This window comes from Streptomyces albus subsp. albus (assembly GCF_000719865.1).
GTDB classification, from domain to species: domain Bacteria; phylum Actinomycetota; class Actinomycetes; order Streptomycetales; family Streptomycetaceae; genus Streptomyces; species Streptomyces albus_E.
In genome coordinates, this window is record NZ_JOID01000011.1 from 66,470 (window position 1) to 88,493 (window position 22,024).

Consider the following 22,024-nt stretch of genomic DNA (forward strand, 5'->3'; position numbering starts at 1 on the left):
CATGGAACCCGCGCAGATCCGGCAGCTCATGGAGGACCAGCTCAAGCACTCCCGGCGCCTCCGGGCCCGTATCGAGGAGCTCGAGAACGAGCGGCACGCACCGCTGGCCGTGGCGGGAATGAGCCTGCGGCTGCCCGGCGGGCTCGACACCCCGGACGCCTACTGGGACTTCCTGTGCGGAGAGGGCACGGCCGACTCGGAGATCCCCGAGGACCGGCCCGGTCTGCGCGCGGTCTACGACCCGGTCCCGGGCCGGCCCGGCCGCTCCTACGTCGGCCGGGCCGGCTTCCTCTCCGACATCGCCCATTTCGACGCCGACTTCTTCGGCATCTCCCAGCGCGAGGCCAAGCTGCTCGACCCGCAGCAGCGGATGCTGCTGGAGACCGCATGGGAGGCCATGGAGCGGGCGGGCATCGCCGTCCGCCGCTCCGACCGGCTCGACGTCGGCGTGTATCTGGGCATGATGGCCTCGGAGTACGGGGAGCGCCTGGAGGACCGCTCCGACATGACCCGTATCGACCCCTACTACACGACTGGCGGAGGGCTCTGCTTCGGAGCCGGCCGGATCAGCCATGTGATGGGCTTCCGCGGGCCGGTGCTGAGCGTGGACACCGCCTGCTCCTCGTCGCTCAGCGCGCTGCACCTCGCCGTCCGGGCCCTGCGCGCCGGCGAGTGCCGCTACGCCCTGGTCTGCGGTTCCAACCTGCTGCTCTCCGCCAGTCTGATGGTCTCGCTCTCCCAGACCCGTGCGGTGTCCCCCGACGGCCGGTCGAAGTCCTTCCTCGCCACGGCCGACGGATACGGACGGGGCGAGGGCGTCGGCGCCCTGGTCCTGATGCGTCTGGACGACGCCGAGGCGGAGCGGCGCCCCGTGCTCGCCACCATCCGCGGTTCGGCGGTCAACCACGACGGGGCGGCCTCGGGGCTCACCGCCCCCAACGGTCCCGCGCAGCAGGAGGTGTTCCGCGCCGCGCTGGCCGATGCCCGCGTCGCACCGGGAGAGCTCGGGTACGTCGAGGCCCACGGCACCGGCACCGCCCTCGGCGACCCGATCGAGGTCGGCGCCCTCGACGCGGTGGCCGGCGCCGAGGTGCGCGAGCGCGGCGTGCCCCTGCCCATCGGCAGCGTCAAGGCCCGCCTCGGCCATCTGGAAGCGGCATCCGGCATCGCCGCGGTCATGAAGACGGTGCTCATGCTCCAGCACGGGAAGATACCGGCGGCACTGCCGGACGACGGTGCGGAACTGAACCCCCACATCCCCTGGGACCGGCTGGCGCTCACCGTGCCGCGCCGCGCACAGCCCTGGCCGCTGCCCCGCAGGGTGGCAGGGGTCAACTCGTTCGGCATGAGCGGTACCAACGCCCATGTCGTCCTGGAGGCGTACGAGCCGGCCGGCGGCCCCGGCCCCGCCGTCACCGGCCGTCCCGAACTGCTGACCCTGTCGGCCAAGGACCCGGTGGCCCTCGCGGAACTCGTCGGAGCCGTGAGCGGACACCTCAAGCAGACGGACGAGGCCCGGCTCCCGTCCCTGTGCCACACCCTGCGCACCGGGCGCGCCGCCTTCGCCCACCGGATCGCCGTCACCGGGACCACGGCCGCCGACCTCACCGAGGGACTCCAGGCGGCGCTGCACGGCGGGGTCGCCGCCGCACCGCGGGAGTCCGCGGTGCGCTCGGCCGTCGTGCGGTTCTCCGCCGGCGAAGCGCGGCTGGCCGAAGGGCTGGCCGAGCTGGCGGAGGCCTTCCCGGCCGCCGCCGGGCCGGCCGGCCCCCCGGAGGGACCGGGCGGGGCACTGGCCCGCTTCGTCGGCCGGTTCGGGATCCGCGTGCGTCCGGTGCGCGACGCGGATGCGGGCGAGCCCGCGACGCTGGAGTGGGAGACACCCGGCGGTACGGCCGCCGTGCCCCTGGTCGGGCCCGGCCGGGGCACCGCCCCGCAGACGTTTCTCGCCGCCCTCGCCGAGCTGTTCACGGCCGGCGCGGACCTTCGCTTCGAGGAACTGGCCGCGCCCGGAACCCGGTTGCTGGGCGACCTGCCGACCTACCCGTTCCAGCGCAAACGCTTCTGGATCGAGGAGCCGCACACCGGCGCGGGCGGTGAGGAGGAGGACCGCGCGAAGCGGGTGCTCCGGGCACCGGCGCCCGAGGACCGGGAAGCCGTGCTCGCCTACCTGATGGCCGAGCTCACCGAGGCCCTGCATGCCTCGGAGCGGCCGGACGAGGACGCCTCCTTCCTGGACGCCGGAGGTGACTCCTTCCTGTCGGTGCTCTTCATCACGAAGGTCGAGGAGAGCTACCGGCTGGGTCTGACCGCGGAGGAACTGCCGCTCGACCTGCCGCTCCGCGAACTCTTCGGCAGGCTGGCCGAGGACATCGCGGAGCAGGCCCGGACCGCCGGCGCGCAGGTGGGGGAGCGAGGCCGGTGAGCCACTTCGTACGCCCCCGTGAGCTCGAGAATCCCGCCGTGCGGCTGGTGGTCTTCCACCATGCGGGCGGATCGGCCGCCTCCTACTTTCCGCTGACCCGGCACGTGCCCGCCGACTGGGACGTGCTGCTCCTCGATCTGCCGGGCCGGGGCAAGCGTCACGCGCAGCCCGCCCTGGAGACCATGGACGAGATCGTGGCGGCCGTGGCCGAGGATGTCCGGCCGTGGGCCGACGGGACGCCACTGGCCCTGTTCGGCCACAGCCTGGGGGCCGTCGTCGCCCACGAGACCGCGCGGGCGCTGGAGGCCCGGGGGCCGGGACCCGGCTGGGTCGGGGTCTCCGGGCGCGGGGCGCCGGGACACGAGGTGCTGATGCGGCTCCCGGACCACGGCAGTGCCGACGCGGATCTCATCGCCCGGCTGAGGAGCATGGGCGGCATGCCGGAACGGCTCGATGCCGTACCGGAGTTCCGCGACCGCTTCCTCCGGCTCGTCCGCTGCGACCTCAGGGCCGTCGCCGAGTACCGTCCCCGCGCGCACCGGCCGCCGCTCGCGGCGTCGCTGACCGCGTTCGGCGCGGCGCAGGACTCCTGGGCCCCGGTCGCGTCGATGGCCGCCTGGGCCCGGCAGACCCGCGGGCGGTTCAGCGAACGGGTCTACGCCGGAGGGCACTTCCACTTCCTCGGGAGCTCTTTCGAGGCGTTCGCGGCGGATCTGGTCGAGGAGATCACCACCGCGCTGCCGGCCGTGCCCGCCGTCCGGTCCTCTGCCGTACACACGTCCGCCTGACAGACCGACAGCCGACAGCCCGACAGACTCAAGTGGAGGCCACCCCGTGATCCCCGAAGCCGATCAGCCCGACATCCGTCCCCTCATGGCGGGATTCCCCACCGGTGTCGCGGTGATCACGACGCTGGCGCCCGGCGGGCAGCCGTGGGGAATGACCTGCACCTCGCTGTGCAGCGTCGCGCTCGACCCGCCGACCCTGCTCGTCTGTCTGCGCCGGGGCAGCCCCACCCTGGAGGCCGTGCAGGACAGCGGGGGCTTCGCGGTGAACCTCCTCCACAGCCAGGCCCGTCCGACGGCGGAGCTCTTCGCGTCCGGGGCGAGGGACCGGTTCGAGAAGGTGGCCTGGCGGACGATGGGGCCGGTCGGCGGCCCGCACCTGCACGAGGCGGCGCACACGGTCGCGGACTGCGCGGTCGAGGACGTGCAGCCGGTGGGGGACCACGCCGTCGTCATGGGGCGGGCCGTCGCCATCACGCAACTGCAGTTGCAGCTGCCGCTGCTGTACGGGATGCGCCGCTACGGTTCCTGGACGGACGCGGCCGAGGACAGCCACCTGGACTACGACTTCATGTCCTGAAGGGTGGTGCCGGGCGGCCGGAACGGCCGGCCCCCGGCACCGCTACATGCTGTCCCGGATGATCTGCCGGCCGCCCCAGGAGCACAGGCCGGCCACGGCGAAGAGGGCCGTCACCAGGGCCCAGCCGGCCGTGAAGCCGCCGGTCGCGTCGACCAGCAGGCCGAAGGCGAGCGGTCCCGCCACGAACCCCGCGAAGAATCCCATGGAGACCATGGCCGACGCGTGGCCCGTGGTGCCGAAGCCGCTTCCCTTGGTCACCGCCACCATGGAGACGGCGTTCGCCGCGGCGGCCGAGCATCCGAGGCCCACCGCCCCGAGCCACACCAGCCAGGCCCCGGCGGTGGCGGCGGGGATCAGGGCCGCGGACACGACCGCGGCGACGGTCAGGATGAGCAGCGACCGGGGCACGTCCAGCCGGTCGCTGAGGCGGGACCACAGCAGCCGGCTGGCGATGCCGGAGACCCCGATGGCCGCGATGAGCGCCCCGGAGCTCCGTTCCCCCATGGACAGCCGCTGGTGCGCGTAGAGCGGCAGATAGGTGTTGAGGGCGGCGAGGCAGCATCCGATGCAGAGCGACACGGCCGTCAGCCACCGGGTGGGCCGGTTGGGCGCCGCGGGAAAGGCCAGGCGAAACGCCGTCGGCCGTACGGTGTCGCGGGGCAGCATCGCGGCGGCGGCCGCGGCCACCAGTGCGACCGGGACCACGACCGCGAGCGCGGCGCGCCAGGACAGCGCCCCGGCCAGTGTGGGCAGGGCCAGCCCGGCGGTGAAGGCGGCCAGCGGCACCCCCGACTGCTTGACGCCGACGGCGAACGCTCGCCGCCCGGGCGGTACATGAGCGGCGATCAGTTTGTTCGTCGACGGGTTGGCGAGCGACTGCGCGGCACCGCCCAGCACCAGCGCGCCGAGCAGGAACCCGTACGTCCTGGTGGCGGCCAGCAGGGCGAAACCGGCGGCGACGAGCACCAGGAGGAGGGTGAGCGCCCGGCGGCCTCCCAGCAGTTCCGTCACCTGCCCCGCGTAGAGCGACAGGACGGTCGCCGAGCCGAAGGTCACCGCCGTCAGCAATCCGAGCTGGGAGCCCGATATTCGCAGGTCCTCGGTGAGGAAGGGCCCGAGCGCGCCGATCGCGTAGAGCACGAACATGGAGAGCCCCATGCCGCCCGTGAGGAGGGCGACGAGCGTCCGGGGAGTGCGTGCGGTGGGGAATGGCGCGGCTTTCTCGCTTGGTTCGGCCGACACGCTTGCACCCCCTTGGGTGTCAATGTGAATATATGGACACTCTAGACGATGACTATAGCAAGGGGGTGTGATGCCGGCCCCGAAAACGCCGGATGCCAGGCGGATACGCGCGCAGTTGACGCGCCGGCGCATTCTCGACGCCGCGATGGAGCTCTTCTCGGAACACGGATATGAGGCGACGACCATCGCCTCCATAGCCCGCGAGGCCGGCGTCGCCGTGCAGACCGTCTACTTCGCGTTCGGGAACAAGCAGCGGCTCCTCAGGGACCTCATCACGCTCCACCTGCCCTGCGGCGGCGCCCGGTCAGCCACGGAGACGGCCCGCGCGATGGCCGGGGCGCTCACCGCGGACGGCCCGCGGCAACAGCTCAGGCATCTGGTGCGCTGCACCCGCACGATCAACGAGCACGCCGCACCGCTCCTGGAGGTCCTGCGCAACGCCGACGTCACCCAGGACGACGGCGAGGACATGTGGCAGTCCAACAAGGACCAAAGGCGGCTCTTCCAGAGCGAGTTCATCCAGGCTCTGACAGCGGAACGGCTGCTCCCGGACGGGCTCGTGCCCGAGCGGGCCGTCGACATCTGCTACGCGCTGCTCGGTCCGGAGCTCTACCACCTCCTCGCTTCCGAGCGCAAGTGGACGCAGGAACAGTGGGAGGACTGGGTCTACGAGGGTCTCTGCCGGCACCTGCTCCGGACCGGCACCTGAGCCGGACGGGCGGCTGACCGGCCCTTCCGCTTCCGCCGCCCGCGGCGGCGGCCTCCCCGCGCCGCCCCGTCACCCCGCGGAGAACGGCCCGGCGGCGGGCCGGTCCGGCCGCCGCCCTCCAGAGCTTGTGCAGATCCTCTTCAGCCGGTGCGTTGCACACTGCTGGGCGCAGGGGGTCCTGCGCGGACGACCGGGGGAGTGGCGACGGTGAGCAGTGGCAGTGAGTGCGGCGGACGGCCCCGGTTCCTCGTCGTCACGGTCGGGGGACGGGCCGCCTTCCACGGAACGGTCGCCGGGGCGCTCGCGGACCTGACCGGTCCGCCGGACGCCACCGGAGCGGTGAGGGAACTGGTCACCGGCGGATCTCCGCCCCCTCTCCGGGCACCCGGAGAGGACACCTACCACCGGGCACTGGCGCGCTCGCTCAGATTCCTCGACCGGGCACTGCCCGCGGCCGAGATCCGGCTGGTCACCGCCGCCACCTTCACCGCCGCCGCACGCGAACTGCGGCGGCTGACGGACGGCGGGCGGCGCGACGGCGAGGACGTGCTGGCCCTGGTCCTGGTGGACGCGGCGTCCGCCGGAATACCGGCGGGATCCGGGGACGGCGGCGTGCTCGGCGCGGGGCTCGGTGAGCTGCGCGAGGCACTGGCCCCGGACGTGCGCCGCGCGTTCACCCCGTACACCGTCTTCGTGTACGACGAGGACCCCCTGGGCACCGTGGTGATCGCGCATCCCTACACGCGCCGTCAACTGCCCAGCCGGCCATGGGTGCTGGCGGCCGACGTCATCTGCGCGTTCACCGACTTCGTCCAGACCGGCAGCGCCGGGGCCGCGGTGCGGGACGCGGCCCCGGGCAGGGCCACCCTGCTCGGCGGCGAACTGGCCGGCTTCCTGGACGAGCGGGCCGGCCCCCGCTGGGGACTGCACTACTACACCGGTTCGGTGGTGGCGGGCCTGATCGGCGATCTGGAGGCCCACGCGGCGCGCGGCGGCAACCCGGTCCTGCGCGGCCCCAGCGAACACAGCCTGGCCTGCGGTGCGCTGGCCCGATGGCAGCTGGACGGGGCGCCCTTCCTGATCGTGGTCACCAGCGGGATGGTCGACGAGTTCCGCGGCACCCTGGCCAATCTCCGGGACGCACGCGCCCAGGGGTTCATCGTCTGCGCCGACTCGGCCGGCGGGGCGTGGTTTCCCTTCCAGGGCACCGTGCACGGCGCGGAGGACAGCCGGGAGGTGCTGCGGGCCAAGGGCATCCCGTTCGTCCATCTCGACGACCCCGGCCGGCTGCCGCAACAGCTGCGCGAGGCGTTCACGGCGTACGAGGCCGACCTCGGCCCGGTCGTGCTGCTCGTCACGCCGGAGGTCCTGCGCACCCCGGCGGCACCGGCCCGCGTGCCGCCCGGCGCGCCCCCGGCCCGCCCCGGCCGCGCGGGGCCGCCCCGCCCGCGGCTCACCGTCCGTGAGGACGCGATGGAGCCCGTCATGGACCTCGTCAACAACGGCCCGGCCAGGATCCTGCTCCAGTGCGGCAGGCTCGGCGCCGAGGAGAGCGGCCTCGTCCACGACATCGCCGCCCGGGCGGGCATCGCTCTCGCCGACTCGCTCACCCACCCGGGCACGGTCGCGCGCTACCGGGACGGACAGGTCGTACGGGAGTACCTCGGCACACTCGGGATGTACGGCTACTCGGACCGCGTTCACGCCTTCCTCCACCACGCGGGCCGGCTCCGCCCGCGGGACGAGCAGTGCCTCTTCTTCCTCAACAGCCGGATCACGGAGGCCTCGACGCCCTTCTCACCCCGGGCGCTCGCCCGCGGCCTGCGCATCGTGCAGGTCACCGGGGAGGAGAGGCACCTCGCGCCCTTCGCCGACCACGGGCTGGCATGCGACGGGCCGGAGTTCCTGCGCGAGGTGCGCCGGCGGCTCGACGTGGACCGGGCGCTGCGGTCGCGGCGGGAGCACGCCATCGCGGAGAGCGGGGACAGCGCGTCCGACGTCGTGCACACCCTGCCGCTGCTGCCCATGAGCCCCAACTACTTCTTCGGCCGCCTCGGCGCGGTCCTCGACACCCTCGTCACCACCCGCGGATACACCTACACCGGCATTTTCGACGTCGGCCGCGGCGGGCTCTCCGCCATCCGCAACCTGCCGCGCACCGGGCCGGGGTTCTCCGGCTGGTACGGGCGGGCCCTGATGGGGGACGCCCTCCAGTCGGTGCCCGCGGTGGCTCTCACCCGGGACGGCAACGTCCTCGCGTTCGTGGGCGACGGAGCCGCCGCGCTGGTGCCCGACATCCTGCCGACGCTGGTGCAGGAGGTGACCGTCAACGGACACCGGATCACGGGAAACCTGAGCGTCTTCCGGCTCATCGACGGCGGGCACTCGGTGATCCGCACCTACCGGGAGGGCCTGCGGGCGGGCGAGGCGAGCCGTCAGACGCAGGTCCTGCACCTCCTGGACGGCGAGTGGGAGCGCGCCTACGGGGAGCTGACCGTCAGCCACCGCCACCTCGTCGACGTGGACGCCGGCGAACTGGCGGACCGGCTGTGCAGGCCCTCCACCGTCGACCTCTATTCCGTGCCGATGGCCCACAACAACGAGGGGGACGGGCTGAGCCGGCTGTCCTCCGCCGGCTGGCAGCGGGACCGGCTCCCCGAGCCGCCCTTCGGCACGGTCCGGTGGCCCGGTGCGCGGGTCCCGCGCGTCCGGACACGGACGGCCGCCCCGGCGCGTCCGCCCGTTCCCGCTGAAGGAGAGCACCGGTGAAGTTCGGCTTCCTGGCCCATGCCGTCAGTCCGGCGCACCGCAATCAGTTACGGGGCCTCGACCTCCTCGGCCGGCTCCTGGACGACCACCGGGGGACCGCGCGCGCCCCCGCCTCCCGCCGCCACGTCCCGCTGCCGGTGCTCGGCTCCGTCACGTCCCTCACCGGCAGCCGGTGCGAGGGCGAGGTCCGCAGCCTCCCCCACACCGCGGAGCAGATCCTGCGACGTCCCACGGCCGCGCGGGAGCTGGTGGCCGCCGAGGTGACGGCACTGCGGGAGGCCGGCGCGGAGATCGTCGGACTCGGCGGTGCCACCTCGATCGTCGGCGACCGCGGGCTCTGGACCGCGGCCCGGGTCGGCGTTCCCGTCACCAGCGGCAACTCCCTGACCGTCTATGCCGCTCACGAGGCCCTCCTCAGCTGCGCCCGGCTCCTCGGGCTGCCGGCCGAGGACACCCCCGTCGTGGTCGTCGGCTACCCGGGCTCGATAGCGCTCGCCGTCTCCCGTCTGCTGCTCGCCGGGGGGTTCCGGCTGGAGCTCGTCACCCGCCGCAGCCGCCGGACCCGGGCTGCCCTGCTCGGTTACCTGGATCCGGCCGACCACGCGCGGGTGACCCTGTGCGAGGACATCACGGAGTGCTACGGAAGTCCCCGTCTCCATGTGGCCGCGTCCTCGTCCGGAGGGGTGATCGACACCGGCCGGCTGCATCCCGGCTCGGTGGTCGTGGACGTCGCCCTGCCGAGGGACGCGCCGGCGGCGCCGGCCCGCCGGGACGTACTGGTCGTCGATGGCGGGCTGGTCAGCGCGGTCGAGGGTGTCGAGGCCGGCGACGGCAGCATGCCGGCACCGGCCCAGCAGCTCAACGGCTGCCTCGCGGAGACCGTCGTGCTCGCCCTGGAGGGCCGGGCGGAGAGCTGGTCCCTGGGCCGCGAGATCGACGTGGACGGAATCCGGCGGATCGGCGCGCTCGCGGCGCGCCACGGCTTCCTTCCCACCCCGCTCGCAGCCTTCGGACGCGTCCTGGCGGAGGACGACATCGCGCGGCTGGGCGTCCACCACCGGCCACCGTCCCGCGTCACCGCGCCGCGGGAGGTCACCGCGGCGACCCGGCGGCGCTTCCGCGACCACGTCAACCCGCCGATGGCGAGGCTGTTCGCCGCGCACGGACTGGACCGGGTGTTCACCCGGGCCGAGGGGTGCGTGCTCACCACGGCCGACGGCGTCGAGTACCTGGACTTCGTCGCCGGCTACGGTGCCCTCGGCCTCGGCCACAACCACCCGGACGTGGTCGCCCGCCTGCGCGGCTTCCTGGACCTGAACGCACCGGCCTTCGCCCAGTACATCTCCATGCCGGTCCAGACCGCCGAACTGGCCGAGCGGCTCAGCGCGGTCTCGCCGGGCGGGCTGGAACGCGTCTTCTTCAGCAACTCCGGCACGGAGGCGGTCGAGGCCGCCCTGAAGGTCGCCCGCGCGGCCACCGGCCGGACACGGCTGGTGCACGCGGGCAACAGCTACCACGGCAAGACCCTCGGCGCCCTGTCCGTCACCGGGCGGGAGGCGCACCGCGCCCCGTTCGGCCCCCTCGTGGGCGACGTCGTGGGCGTGCCGTACGGGGACGCGGGCGCTCTCGCCGCGGCCATCGAGGGCGCGGCGGCCTTCATCGTCGAACCGGTGCAGGGCGAGGGCGGGGTCGTCCTGCCGCCCCCGGGCTATCTGCTGGAGGCACAGCGCCTGTGCGCCCGGGCCGGCGCCGTCTTCGTCCTCGACGAGATCCAGACGGGACTCGGCCGGACCGGTGCCATGTTCGCCGCCGACCACGACGGCCTGCGGCCGGACGTGGTCTGCCTGGCCAAGTCCCTCTCCGGCGGGCTGGTCCCCGTCGCCGCCACTCTGGTCCGGGCAGGGCTGTGGGACGCCGCCTACGGCAGCAGCGACCGGGCCATGCTCCACTCGTCCACCTTCGGCGGCGGCAATTTCGCCGCGGTGGCGGCCCTCGCCACGCTGGACGTCCTCGAGGCGGAGAAGCTGCCGGAGCGGGCCCGCGACACCGGTGCGTATCTGCGTACCTCGCTGCGCGCGGTGTGCGAGCCGTACGGATTCGTCCGCGAGGTGCGCGGCATCGGCCTGATGAACGCCATCGAGTTCGACGGTGACTTCTCCGGCGCGGCCGGCGCCATGGCCGGGGAACTCCTCACCCGGCTGCCCGGCGACCTGCACACCCTGGTCGACTGGCTGCCCGACGACGTCCGTACCGCGATCAGCCGGGCGGGCACGGCGCTGGAGTCCTCGCTGGGCGACCTGCTGTGCCTGCGCTTCGCCGGACAGCTCGCCCGTGACCACCGGATTCTCACGTTCGTCACGGCCAACCGGAACAGGGTGCTGCGCATTCAGCCGCCCCTTTCGCTGACCACCGGACAGGCCGACCGGTTCGTGGCGGCGGTTGGCGCGGTCTGCCACGATCTCGCCCTGCACGCGGACGCCATCGGCGTCCGGGCGGCGGGGAACCCGACCCTCAACGAAGGATGACCACGGTGACCACAGGAATTTCCCGCACCGGCACGATCTCCGAGCGAGTGACGGCCCTGCTGCAGGAGAAGCTCGGCCTTCTCCCCGAAGAGATCACCCCGGAGGCCCGTTTCAAGGAGGACCTCGGACTCGACTCCCTCGACATGGTGGAACTGCTCACCATCGTGGAGGTCGAGACCGGCGCACCCGTGGAGGACGACACCGCCCTCTCGATGGCCACGATCGGCGATGTCATCGGCCACCTCTCCGAACGCGGGACCGGGGAGGGGGAGTGACCGGGCGGGAGGTGGTCGTCACCGGACTCGGGCCGGTCACACCGATCGGCGTCGGCCGGCAGGAGTTCTGGCGGGCCCAGCTCGCCGGCGTCAGCGGCGTCCGGACCGTCACCCGTTTCGACCCGGCGGGATTCCCGGTACGCATCGCCGGCGAGGTGGACCTCCCCGCCGCGCTCGCCCCCGGGAGCCGCGAGGAACGGTCCACGGACCGGTGCACCCACCTCGCGCTCGCCGCGGCGCGCCTCGCCGTCGAGGACGCCTCCCTGGACCTTGCCGCCGAGGACCGGGACCGCGTCGGTGTGGTGCTGGGGACGGGCGCGGGCGGAGCGGGCGGCTGGGAGACGAACGCCCGCCTGCTGGAGACCAGCGGACCGAACAGGATCGCGGCCCGTTCTGTTGTCATGTCCATGGCCAACAGCTCCGCCTCCCACATCGCCCTCTCGTGCGGCATCACCGGCCCCAGCACCTCCGTGGTGTCGGCGTGCGCGTCCGGGGGCGAGGCCCTGATCGGGGCCCACCAGATGATCGCCTCCGGAGAGGCCGATGTCGTCCTGGCCGGTGGGGCCGAGGCGCCGGTCACCCCCTTGCTGCTGGCCGGTTTCGCCAGGACCGGGGCGCTGTCCGCGCGCAATGACGAACCGGGGCGCGCCAGTCGCCCCTTCGACGCCGACCGGGCCGGCTTCGTGCTCGCCGAGGGAGCGGCGGTGCTGATCCTGGAGTCCGCGGAGCACGCGCGTGCCCGGGGCGCCGAGGTGCTCGCCAGACTGAGCGGCTACGGCCGTTCCTCCGACGCCCACCATGTGACCAGCCCGCATCCGGAGGGAGCGGGGGCCGCCCGGGCGATGCGTGCGGCGCTGCGTTCCGCCGGCTGGTCGGCCGCGGACATCGGGTACGTCAACGCGCACGGCACGGGGACGCGGTACAACGACGCCGCGGAGGCGAAGGCGCTCCACGCCGTTCTCGGGGAGGCCGCCGCACGGACGCCGGTCTCCGCGACGAAATCGATGACCGGCCACAGCCTGGGAGCGGCCGGTGCGGTGGAGGCGGTGGTGTGCGTGCAGGCGCTGCTGCACGGATGCGTGCCACCGACCGTCAACCTCGACGCGGTGGATCCCGGCTTCGGTCTCGACGTGGTGGGTGCGGAACCGCGGGAGGTGCGGCTCGGCACGGCTCTGTCCAATTCGTTCGCCTTCGGTGGCCACAACGTCGTTCTCGCCTTCGGAGCCGGCGGGGTCTGATGACGGACAGGGCCCTCCCGCCGGCGCGCCGCCTGCCCCTCCGGTTGCCCGTCCGGCCCGTCGGACGTGCGGTTCCCCCGGCGGGACCCGGCCTCTGTGCGCGCGGCGCGCGGCCGAGCAACCTGGGAGAAGACGTGCCTCGGATCCCTCTGCAACACTCGCCGGACCGGGGGTGGAAGCCAAGCCCTCGCCGGCCATGGCCAGGAAGGCCCATCTCCTTGTGAGTGGCTTCCCTCCCCGAGCCCGCGGCCAGTACCCACCGGCCCATGGCTGAGGCGGTGATTCCTGGGGTGGACCGGACCACCGCACTCTTCGGAAGGACACGACATGCACGTCACAGCACGTCCGGTCTGGGACCGGCTCGAGGTCTGGGACCAGGTGAAGGTCTGGGACGAGGTGAAGGTCTGGGACGAGGTGAAGGTCTGGGACGAGGTGAAGGTCTGGGACGAGTTCAAGGTCTGGGACGAGTCCCGGGTCTGGGATGAGCTCAAGGTCTGGGACGAGTCCCGGGTCTGGGACGAGCTCAAGGTCTGGGACCTGGCCGCTGCCTGAAGCCCCGTGACCGAGGGCTGATCTCGCCCCGAGCGACCGACTGCCCCGGATCCGGCGCAGGGCCCCGTACTCCGGGCCCTGCGCCGGAGACGAGGGAGGCCGGGAGACAACCGTGAGGAATACCCCGTGACGCAGATGGACGATCCGCCGGCCCCCGCTGCCGTGCGGTCCCTCCCCGGCACCTTCCGCGTGCGGACCGGAGTGGCGGACGACTGGGACGAGCATCTCGGATCCGGTGCCCCGGCCACGCTGAGCCGGCGCTGGATCACGCTCGCCGAAGGGCGCATCCCCGGCGGCGCGCGCACCCTGGAACTCTCCCGCGGCGAGGGGCCGTCGGTCGCGCTCGTCGGCGGTCCCGTCGACGAGCCCACCGGCCATGTGCGCTTCGATCCGTTGCGTGTGCTCTCCGGCGGGTCCACCGGCGAGGGCGTGGTCGAGCACGGCCCGCACCCCTGGAAAGGGCTCTCGGCCGACCGGGTCTTCCCCTGCTGCCTGCTGATGTTCCCCAACTACGAGACGGCCCCGGTCGGTCCGGACGCCCGCGATCCCGCCGCGGCGCGTGCCTACGTCGACGGGCTCATCGGCTGGTGCCGGGAGAACGGCATGCGCAGCATAGCGGCGCTCTTCCTGCGGCCGGACTACCCCGAGTTCCTCGACGCCCTGCGCACGCGCGGCTTCGACACGGTGCCGATGGTCGATCGCTGCGACATGGACGTCACCTGGCCGGACTTCGACGGATACGTGGCCGGCCTGCCCCGCAAGCGGCGCTTCGCGGTGCGCCGCGAACTGCGGGACATCGCGCTCCGGGGAGTCGAGATCAGCGAGCGCGGCGTCCGGGACGAGGAGCCCGAACTGGTCCGGCTCCGCGAGCAGATCGTGACCAAGTACGGCGGGACCCCGGACGCGGAACGGGAGGCCGGTTCGCTGCGTCACCTGCGCGAGCACTTCGGTCCCGAGAACGTCACGGTGGTGGAGGCGAGGGCGGACGGCGCCCTTCTCTCCTTCAGCCTCCTCGTCCGCGACGGAACGCAGTGGACGATCCTGATGAGCGGCACCGACTACGACCGGCCGGACTCCTCGTTCACGTATTTCGCCACCATGTTCTACCGGCCCGCCGAGCTGGCACCCCGGCTGGGCATCACGTCGATGGCCTACGGCCTCGGCACCCTCCGGGCGAAGAAACTCCGAGGATGCACCGTCAACACGCTGTCAGCGGCAGCGCTGTTGCTCGATTGAGGAGGAGACGTCCGTGTCGCCACAACCCGCACCGCACCACGACGGCAAGATCCTGCTCGTCGCCGACAAGGGACTCCAGGACGGCGGCACGATGACACCGTCCCAGGTCGACCGCAGAGTCGAGGACTTCTACACCGCCATCGGCGGTGAACCGTTCTTCCGGGCCCTGACCGCGCGGTTCTACGAACTCGTCGCCGACGACGAGGTGCTGAGACCGCTGTTCGCGGTGACCGACTGGGCGATGCACGGCGAACGCCTCGCCGATCACTTCGTCCGGATGTACGGGGACAACGATCTGACGGCGGCCTGGGAGCCGCGCCTGCACCAGGCCCACTGCCACTTCCTCATCGCACGGCCGCACCGGCTGCGCTGGCTGGAGCTGATGGCACGGGCCGGAACCGAACTGGACGCCCCACAACCCGCGTTCGGCGAGTTCATGACGATCATGAAAGTCGCGAGCGGCGAGATGATGGCGGCGTCACGGGGCGCTGCCCTCGCGCGTGGCGAGCGGTTCCACTGGGACGGATCGCCTCGGTGAACGGGCGGCCGCTGCGCCGGGTCGCGGTCGTCGGGGCAGGCGCGGCGGGAGCGTTCTTCACTCTGGAACTCGCGCGCCTCAGACCGGACGTCACCATCGACCTCTACGACCGGGACGGCCGGGGGCCGGGCGCCGGAATCGTGATGTCCACCGACTACACGGACCATGTGCGACAGCTGTTCCCGAGCGCCTTCGACCTGCCGGAGACGGCCAGGGGCCGGTGGGACCGCACCCTCACGCTCTGCGGCGGGGAGCGCATCTGGTCGGGCGCCTACGGGATGGTCGGGCTGCGCCGCCGCACCTTTCACAGCCATGTGCGCCGGCTCGCGGAGAACACCCCCGGGGTACGTGGCCTGCGCCGGACGGTCACCGCGGTACCGGAGGGACCGGAGGCGCCCGACGTGGTCGTGCTCGCGGACGGCGCGGGAAGCCGGCTGCGCCGCTCCCGGCAGGAGGCGTTCGGCACCACTGTCACCGCCGGGCGGACCCGGTTCCTGTGGGCCGCCGCGCCCGCGGCGCTCGAGCCGTCGTTCGTCCTCAAGGATCTCCGCCCGGGGCTGCTGATCGTGCACTCCTATCCGCACGCCGCCGACGAGAGCACATTCATCGTCGAGGCGGATCCCGCGGTACTCGCCGCGCACGGGCTGGACGGCCGGCCGCTCCCCGAGATCGAGAAGGAACTCGCCGCGATCTTCACGGACGAGTTGCGCGGCGTGCCGCTGCACGCGCAGACCACGGGCTGGCAGCCGTTCCGTACGGTCGTCAACGAGCGCTGGCACGACGGACGGTGCGTGCTCGTCGGGGACGCGGCGCACACCGTGCACTTCTCGACCGGATCCGGAACCGCGCTCGCGATCGACGACGCGCTGTGCCTCGCCGGTGCGCTCGCCGGCGGGACAACGGTCCCCGAGGCGCTCGACGCCTATGCCGCAACCCGGCAACCGGTGATCGGAGCGGCCCAGGAGGAGGCCGGGGAGAGCGCGGAGTGGTTCGAGACGCTCTGCCGCGGCGGCCGGACGGACGGGCACCGCACGGTGTTCGCTCTGCGCAGCCGAAGGCCCATGAACACCTATGACCGGCTGCGCGACCGCGACCCGCGGTTCGTGGCCCGGACCGTGTCGCGGCTCGCGGGCCACCCGACCGGGGCCGAGCCCCGTGACGTACCGCTCACGATCGGCGGGCTGACGCTGGAGTCCCGTGTCGCGGAGACGGAGGGGCCCGGGGGGAGGCCGGCCGGGCTGGTCCTGCGCACGGCGGGCGGCGGCGTCCGCTGCCCGGTCACGGACAGTGCCGCGGATCCGCGCGCGTTGAGGGCGGCGGGGGCCCGCGCGGTCGGACTGCTGGTCCCCGCGGTGTCCGGCCCGCAGGAGCCGGCGGCCGGGGCCGCGGCCACCCTGGCCGACGATGCCGCTGCCCGGGGCTTCGACTTCCTCGCCGTGCCCTCCCAGCCGGGTGCGGGCCGCATCGCCCGCACCCGGCGTGCCGAGGAGCTGACGTCGGCCGGCGTCCTCCCGGTGGTGCTGCTCCCGGCGGACCTCCCGGCGGCGGACCTCTCGGCGGCGGACCTCTCGGTGGACGAGATCAACACGCTGATCGCCGCCGGCCGCGCCGACATGGTCGCCCGCCCGCCCGCCCATCCGCCGGGAACCCGCGCCCGGCACGAACCGGCGTGAGGGAAGCGATGAACGCGTACGGCACAAGGGAAGCGGGCGGCCGGGGGGACAGCGCCTCAGAAGTAATGGCGCATCAATTCGCGGGACCACTCCGGCTCTCGGATCTCCCCGCGCGGCGCGAACTCGGGAAGATACGGCTTGACATCGAGCACCGGGCTGCCGTCGAGGGCATCGAGGCCGCGGACCGAGAGGGTGAGACCGTCGACCGCCACCAATTCACAGATGGTGACACCGATGTGATTGGGCCGGTTGGGTGCGCGCTGGGCGAGGACGCCGACTCGGGGCCACGAAGGGTTTCCCCGGGGGTGCTGCGTACTCCGGCACACCCGATCGGCCAGGTGAAAGGTGAACACGACCTCGATATGAGAGTAATCCCGCAGCCCGAGCGTCGCATCGGCGCTCAATTGGCCGGGGTCGAGGTCGATGTGGCATTCGACGTTTCCCCAGTTGTCCTGAACGGCCTCCCGGCGCGATCCGCGAACGGTGCCGATGGGGACGAACGAATGCTGCATGGCCATTCCTCACGACGCGACCGGCGGAGAATTCTTGATCCTGCCCGCGTCCCGGCAGGACGTCAATCCTCTCTCGGAACGGGAGCGCGCGGATGACCGATTCCCAGCGGCAGGCCAAGCGGGGCGGCGGACCGGTCTGGTCCAGGTTGCTGCCGGAGCCCGGTCCGGGGCGGCTCCTGGTGCTGTGTACGGCTGTGGCGAGTCTCGGCAACGGCCTGTATGTGACGGGCGGTGCCGTCTACTTCGTCCGGGTGGTGGGCCTGTCCCCGGGGCAGGTCGGCATCGGCCTGTCGGTGGCCGGCGTGATCGCCCTCGTGCTCGGCGTCCCGGTCGGTTCCCTCGCCGACCGCTTCGGACCGCGCGGCACGACCGCCGTGCTCGCGCTGTGCAAGGCCGCCATGCTGATCTCCGCGGTGTTCGTCCGTACCTTTCCCATGTACGTGGTCATGGCGGCGCTGCTCGGCGCCGCCGAGCAGACCGGCCACGTGGCACGCGGCGCACTGGTGTCGGGGGTCATGGGCCGGGAGGGCCGGGTGAAGCTGTCGGCCTATATGCGATCCGTGTTCAACGGAGGCTTCGCGCTGGCCTCGCTGGCGGCCGGATTCGTGATCGCCGTCGACTCGCCCGATGTCTACCTCGCTCTGTTCTGGGGCAACGCGGCCGCGATGGTGGTGGTGTCCGGCCTGTACATGCGGTTGCCGCGAGTGCCCCGGCAGCCGGGACGGCCGCGCCGGAAGGGCGGGCCCTCGGCGGTGCGGGACGTGCCGTACATCCTGGTCGCCCAGGTGTCGGGGCTCGCCAGGATCGGACCGACGGTGCTCGCGCTCGGCATGCCGCTGTGGCTGGTGACCCATACCGACGCGCCGCGGGCGATGGCGGCGTGGCTGATGCTCATCAACACGCTGATGGTGGTGTTCCTCCAGGTGTACGTCGCCCGTGACGCCGACACGGTGCCCGGCGCGAGCCGCCTGCAGCGGTGGACGTTCCTGGTGCTCGCGGCCGCGTGCGCGGTCGCGGCTCTCTCCGGCGGCATCCCGGGGTGGGCCGCCGCCGTGGTGCTCGCCGTGGCCACCGTGCTCTTCACCCTCGGCGAGATATGGGGGGAGGCCGCCCGCTGGGGCCTGCGGTACGAGCTGGCGCCCGAGAACGCCCAGGGCCAGTACGGCGGGGTGTTCGCCACCGGCGACGCCCTGGCGGTGATCGCGGGCCCCGCCCTGGTGACGACGGTGCCGGACCGTTTCGGTCCGGTCGGCTGGCTCCTCCTCGCCGCTCTCTTCGCCCTCTCGCTGATGCTCAGCGGGCCGGCGGTGCGCTGGGCGGTGCGCACCCGCGTCCCCGGTTCCGAAGAGAGCAATCTGCAAGGCGCCCCCCGCGTCGTCACACCGCAACAATGAGCTCCCGTGGCCGTTCGAACGCGGCTCGGACCAGAGGAGTTGGCGATGTCCAGTAACCTGCCCGCATTCAAGGAACTGATCGCCCAGGCACGGCATTCGGCGATCCATCTCGAGATGCGCGACATGTATACCCCGCAGGGCGCGGTTTTCGTGGACTGGCAGAACGGCAAACCGATCGAGTACGACCGGCACCTCGACTGGGTCGAGCTCGTGCAGGAGACCGTGGGCCGCGGTGTCGACTGGCGACGGCTGCGGATCGTCTCGGAGCCGGTCACGGACTTCATCCGCTACGAATGGGAGACGACGACCATCGTCAACGTCCCGGCCGGTGAGAAGGTGCGCTGGCTGCCCCGCCGCAAGGTCTCCGACCTGCTGCTCCCGGGCAACGACTTCTGGGTGTTCGACGGCCGGCTGGTCCGCTTCACGCACTTCGCGGGTGACGGCTCGTGGGGGCCGCACGAACTGACCGAGGACCCGGCCCTGGCGAAGATGTGCACCGACGCGTTCGACGCCGCCTGGGAGCGCGGTACCGACCACGCGGACTACGAGCCCGTCTGGGCCCCCGCGCACGAGAACGGCTGAACCGCCCGTGGCCGAACCGTACGCTCCGATGCCCGACGACTGGCAGCGCGCACTGGCCGTCGTCGCCCACCCCGACGACCTGGAGTACGGCCCGGCATGTGCCGTGGCAGCCTGGACCGCCGCGGGCCGCGAGGTGTCCTACGTGATGGTGACCAGCGGTGAGGCCGGCATGGACACCACGGAACCCCGGGAAGCGGCACGCCTCCGGGAAGAGGAGGAGCTCCGGGCCGCCGCCCTCGTGGGCGTGAAGGAAGTCGAGTTCCTCCGCCACCGGGACGGTTCCGTCCAGTACGGACTGCCGTTGCGCCGCGACATCGCCGCCGCCATCCGCCGTCACCGTCCGGACATCCTGGTCACACTCAACTTCCACGAGCGGTGGCGGAGCGGCGACTGGAACGCGCCGGACCACCGCCATGTGGGCCGGGCCCTGCTGGACGCTGCGGGAGACGCCGGCAACCGCTGGGTGTTCCCCGAGCTCGCCGACGAAGGGCTGGAACCCTGGAAGGGTGTCCGGTACGCCGCTGTCGGCGGCTCCCCGCTCGCCGGTCACGCCGTCGATGTGACGGGCTTCCTGGACCAGGGTGTGGCCGCGCTCGAGGCCCATCGGTCGTACCTCGGTTATCTGGGTCCGGACCATCCCATGGCCGACGCCCGTGCGTTCCTGGAGAGGAAGGTACGGATGTTCGGCGAACGTTTCGGGGGCACCCCGGCGATAGCGTTCGAGCTGATCGGGGTCTGATTCCGTCCCCGCTCCCGTCCCCGAGCCCGTCCTCCGCCGTATCCGGCAGCGGCGCCCGCGGCTGTTTCCCGGTCACGCGGCCGGGCCCGGGAAACACCGCCCCGTCTCCCGGACCACGGCGGCCCGGTTCCCCGGCCCTCTTGATGGCACCCCCTACTATGGGCTGTCTCTAGAGTTGAACACTGGACACCGGCTCCAGTGGTCCCGGCCTGCGGAGAGCTCATGCGACGGATCGCCAACACCCAGCAAGCAGAGGCGTGGAACGGCCCCGAGGGGGTGCACTGGGCCGACAACGCCGACAGCTTCGACATGCTGAACAGCGGGTTCAACGATGCGCTGTTCGAAGCAGCCGCCATCGGCGCCCACGACCGGGTGCTCGACGTCGGGTGCGGCACCGGGCAGACCACGCGCCTCGCCGCCCGCCGGGCCGCCTCGGGGCAGGCCGTGGGGCTCGACATCTCCGCGCCCATGGTGGAGCGGGCACGGGCCGTCACCGCGGCGGAAGGCATCGCCAACGCGGTCTTCGAGCAGGGCGACGCGCAGGTCCACCCCTTTCCCTCCGGCCATTACGACGTGGCGGTCAGCCGGGGCGGGGTCATGTTCTTCACCGACCACACCGTCGCGTTCACGAACATCGGCCGCGCGCTGCGGCCCGGTGGCCGGCTCGCCTTCATCTGCCCGCAGATGCCCTCCCCCGACGGGGATTCGGCCCGGGTCTTCGCGCCGGTGAACGCGCTGCTCGCCCAGCCCTCCCCGGCTCAGCGGGGCATGATGTCGCTCTCCGACCCCGCCCGCGTCCGCGAAGTGCTGACAGCCGCGGGATTCGCCGGCGTGACGGTGACCTCCGTCGAAGGGCCCGTCAACTGGGGCCGCAACGCCGACGAGGCCGTGGACTTCTACTTCACGATGGGACCGGTCCGCCACAATCTCGAAAAGAAGCCGGAGGAGACCGTGAGGGAGGCCCGCGACCGGGTGAGGGCTGCGCTCCGGCCGTACGAAACCCCGGACGGGGTGCGGCTGCGCGGCGCTGTCTGGCTGGCCGCGGCCACCCGTCCCTGATCTCCTGCCGGCCACACCGTGTGCGGGAGACCGGCGCACTCCCGCCATCGTGCGCCGTCGTGGGGCGGAGGGCGCCCCTCGAAACCTGTCCCGCGTCCGGTACGACGCCGTCCGACCGGCCGTGCTCCCGGCCCCGGACGTCCCCCCGGACCCGTCCCGCTTCAGTTCCCTTGGGCCCCGGGCGCCGGACGCCCCGGTGGGCACACCGTGACCGCCGTCAGCACCAGTCCGTGACGAGCTGTCCAGCGGCCCGTGAAACCGTCCGGACGGCTGCCGTCGAGCTCGGGGCCCGGTACGAGCAGCCGGGCCTCGAAGGTGCCCGAGCGGGCCGTGGTGTACCCGAAGGAGACGGACGCCTCGGCGAAGTCCAGCTCCCGCCCGGTCAGCGGGTACCACGCCTTGAACACCGCCTCCTTGGCACTGAAGAGCAGCCGGTCCGCCCGGACCGCAGCAGCTTCGCCGTCCGCTTCCTGCCGCGCCAGGCGGTCCCGCTCCTCCGGAAGCGACACCAGGGCCAGCACCTCCCCGGGCAGCGGGTCGTCGGGTTCGGCGTCGATCCCGAGCGAGACGAACTCCGTGGACCGGGCGACGGCCGCGCCCCGGTAGCCGGCGCAGTGGGTCATACTCCCCACGAAACCGGCGGGCCAGCGCGGCTCGCCGCGCGAGCCCCGCAGCAGAGGGGCGGGAGGGACCCCGAACGAGGCCAGCGCCGCGCGTGCGCAGCGCCGGACCGTGCGGAACTCGGCCCTGCGCTTGTGAACGGCACGAGCCACCAGCGCCTCCTCCTCGGGGAACCAGCCGGCTGCCCCGCTGTCGTCGAAGGCCTCGGCGAACCGCACCCCGGCAGGCAGTATCTCCCCGATCACTCCGTCTCCCACGGGTCCGTGCGGGCCGCCCGAACCGCGGCTGCCCGAGCCCGCGTTCCCCTCGGCCGTCCCATGTGACCACGCCCTCCGTCCGTCCGCGTTCCCGTCGCGTGCGTGTGCGAGGCCACCGTAGTGCGGACGCCGGCGGGCCGCTCACCCCTTTCCCGCCGTGGGCCGGCCCTCGCGGGGCACTCGCGGGAGCCGGGGGCCCGGTCCGGGGATCCGCCCGGCCCGGCCGGGCGGGAGGGCCCCACAGTGTCTTAAGAAGTTGTCCAGGCCGGCACCGCGACACTGGGCGGGGCGCCTGGGGGCGGGAATCGCCGTT

At 73.0% G+C, this 22,024-nt stretch carries 19 protein-coding genes; 16 read left to right on the forward strand and 3 right to left on the reverse strand.

Annotation, left to right across the window (positions count from 1 at the left end; all coding sequences use genetic code 11):
- Position 1: 1 nt before the first annotated feature.
- Genes IF83_RS0113015 through IF83_RS0113025 form a run of 3 tightly spaced genes read left to right on the forward strand, consistent with a single transcriptional unit; the run spans position 2 to position 3,790 of the window.
- Complete coding sequence (locus IF83_RS0113015) at positions 2-2,425, forward strand: beta-ketoacyl synthase N-terminal-like domain-containing protein (RefSeq protein ID WP_030544299.1); 2,424 nt, start codon at positions 2-4, stop codon at positions 2,423-2,425.
- The gene (locus tag IF83_RS0113020; protein WP_051722724.1) at positions 2,422-3,213 is read left to right on the forward strand and encodes a thioesterase II family protein; all 792 of its coding nucleotides are present in this window, start codon (positions 2,422-2,424) and stop codon (positions 3,211-3,213) included. Before IF83_RS0113015 ends, IF83_RS0113020 begins: the two co-directional genes overlap by 4 nt.
- Positions 3,214-3,259: 46 nt before the next feature.
- Positions 3,260-3,790 carry a flavin reductase family protein gene (locus IF83_RS0113025; protein WP_244177047.1) on the forward strand — a complete coding sequence of 177 codons (531 nt, stop codon included), beginning with the start codon at positions 3,260-3,262 and terminating at the stop codon, positions 3,788-3,790.
- A gap of 42 nt (positions 3,791-3,832) precedes the next feature.
- Here IF83_RS0113025 and IF83_RS0113030 read toward each other — a convergent pair whose 3' ends face one another.
- Positions 3,833-5,032 carry an MFS transporter gene (locus tag IF83_RS0113030; RefSeq protein ID WP_158711040.1) on the reverse strand — a complete coding sequence of 400 codons (1,200 nt, stop codon included), beginning with the start codon at positions 5,030-5,032 and terminating at the stop codon, positions 3,833-3,835.
- Between the two features lie 70 nt (positions 5,033-5,102).
- Here IF83_RS0113030 and IF83_RS0113035 point away from each other — a divergent pair, with 70 nt between their 5' ends.
- The 9 genes from IF83_RS0113035 to IF83_RS0113075 all read left to right on the forward strand — a co-directional run bounded on the left by IF83_RS0113035 (position 5,103) and on the right by IF83_RS0113075 (position 16,547).
- The gene (locus IF83_RS0113035; protein WP_078843457.1) at positions 5,103-5,741 is read left to right on the forward strand and encodes a TetR/AcrR family transcriptional regulator; all 639 of its coding nucleotides are present in this window, start codon (positions 5,103-5,105) and stop codon (positions 5,739-5,741) included.
- 207 nt (positions 5,742-5,948) lie between these two features.
- On the forward strand, positions 5,949-8,510 hold the full coding sequence (locus IF83_RS0113040) for a hypothetical protein (RefSeq protein ID WP_158711041.1): 2,562 nt from the start codon (positions 5,949-5,951) through the stop codon (positions 8,508-8,510).
- Positions 8,507-11,035, forward strand: a complete 2,529-nt coding sequence (gene pigE / locus IF83_RS0113045; RefSeq protein WP_051722727.1) for a prodigiosin MAP biosynthesis aminotransferase PigE — start codon at positions 8,507-8,509, stop codon at positions 11,033-11,035. The genes IF83_RS0113040 and pigE overlap by 4 nt, the downstream gene beginning before the upstream one ends.
- 5 nt (positions 11,036-11,040) lie before the next feature.
- Positions 11,041-11,310 carry a phosphopantetheine-binding protein gene (locus IF83_RS0113050; RefSeq protein WP_158711042.1) on the forward strand — a complete coding sequence of 90 codons (270 nt, stop codon included), beginning with the start codon at positions 11,041-11,043 and terminating at the stop codon, positions 11,308-11,310.
- Positions 11,307-12,548, forward strand: a complete 1,242-nt coding sequence (gene fabF / locus IF83_RS0113055; protein WP_030544307.1) for a beta-ketoacyl-ACP synthase II — start codon at positions 11,307-11,309, stop codon at positions 12,546-12,548. The genes IF83_RS0113050 and fabF overlap by 4 nt, the downstream gene beginning before the upstream one ends.
- Before the next feature lie 327 nt (positions 12,549-12,875).
- A complete protein-coding gene (locus IF83_RS0113060; RefSeq protein WP_030544308.1) occupies positions 12,876-13,100 on the forward strand; it encodes a hypothetical protein in 225 nt (74 codons plus the stop codon).
- A 126-nt stretch (positions 13,101-13,226) separates the two neighbouring features.
- A complete protein-coding gene (locus IF83_RS0113065; RefSeq protein ID WP_030544309.1) occupies positions 13,227-14,336 on the forward strand; it encodes a GNAT family N-acetyltransferase in 1,110 nt (369 codons plus the stop codon).
- Between the two features lie 13 nt (positions 14,337-14,349).
- Positions 14,350-14,874, forward strand: coding sequence for a truncated hemoglobin (locus IF83_RS31185; RefSeq protein ID WP_051722729.1), 525 nt, complete (start codon positions 14,350-14,352; stop codon positions 14,872-14,874).
- Positions 14,871-16,547: an FAD-dependent monooxygenase gene (locus tag IF83_RS0113075; protein ID WP_051722730.1), complete on the forward strand. Its 1,677-nt coding sequence runs from the start codon at positions 14,871-14,873 to the stop codon at positions 16,545-16,547. The genes IF83_RS31185 and IF83_RS0113075 overlap by 4 nt, the downstream gene beginning before the upstream one ends.
- Before the next feature lie 56 nt (positions 16,548-16,603).
- On the opposite strand, the gene IF83_RS0113080 is transcribed toward IF83_RS0113075, so the two are convergent.
- Positions 16,604-17,059, reverse strand: coding sequence for an SAM-dependent methyltransferase (locus IF83_RS0113080; RefSeq protein ID WP_030544312.1), 456 nt, complete (start codon positions 17,057-17,059; stop codon positions 16,604-16,606).
- A 92-nt stretch (positions 17,060-17,151) separates the two neighbouring features.
- On the opposite strand from IF83_RS0113080, the gene IF83_RS0113085 reads away from it, so the two are divergent.
- From IF83_RS0113085 to IF83_RS0113100, 4 genes are all read left to right on the forward strand, one after another.
- Entirely contained in the window at positions 17,152-18,453 is a 1,302-nt protein-coding gene (locus tag IF83_RS0113085) for an MFS transporter (protein ID WP_051722731.1), read from the forward strand.
- Between the two features lie 45 nt (positions 18,454-18,498).
- Positions 18,499-19,035 (forward strand): DUF6879 family protein, encoded by a 537-nt coding sequence (locus tag IF83_RS0113090; protein ID WP_030544314.1) that lies wholly within the window; start codon positions 18,499-18,501, stop codon positions 19,033-19,035.
- A gap of 28 nt (positions 19,036-19,063) precedes the next feature.
- Positions 19,064-19,774: a PIG-L deacetylase family protein gene (locus IF83_RS0113095; protein ID WP_051722753.1), complete on the forward strand. Its 711-nt coding sequence runs from the start codon at positions 19,064-19,066 to the stop codon at positions 19,772-19,774.
- 222 nt (positions 19,775-19,996) lie between these two features.
- Entirely contained in the window at positions 19,997-20,833 is an 837-nt protein-coding gene (locus IF83_RS0113100; RefSeq protein WP_030544316.1) for a class I SAM-dependent methyltransferase, read from the forward strand.
- Between the two features lie 161 nt (positions 20,834-20,994).
- Here the strand turns inward: IF83_RS0113100 and IF83_RS0113105 are convergent, their stop codons facing one another.
- Positions 20,995-21,699, reverse strand: a complete 705-nt coding sequence (locus IF83_RS0113105) for a 4'-phosphopantetheinyl transferase family protein (protein ID WP_051722732.1) — start codon at positions 21,697-21,699, stop codon at positions 20,995-20,997.
- Positions 21,700-22,024: the final 325 nt, after the last annotated feature.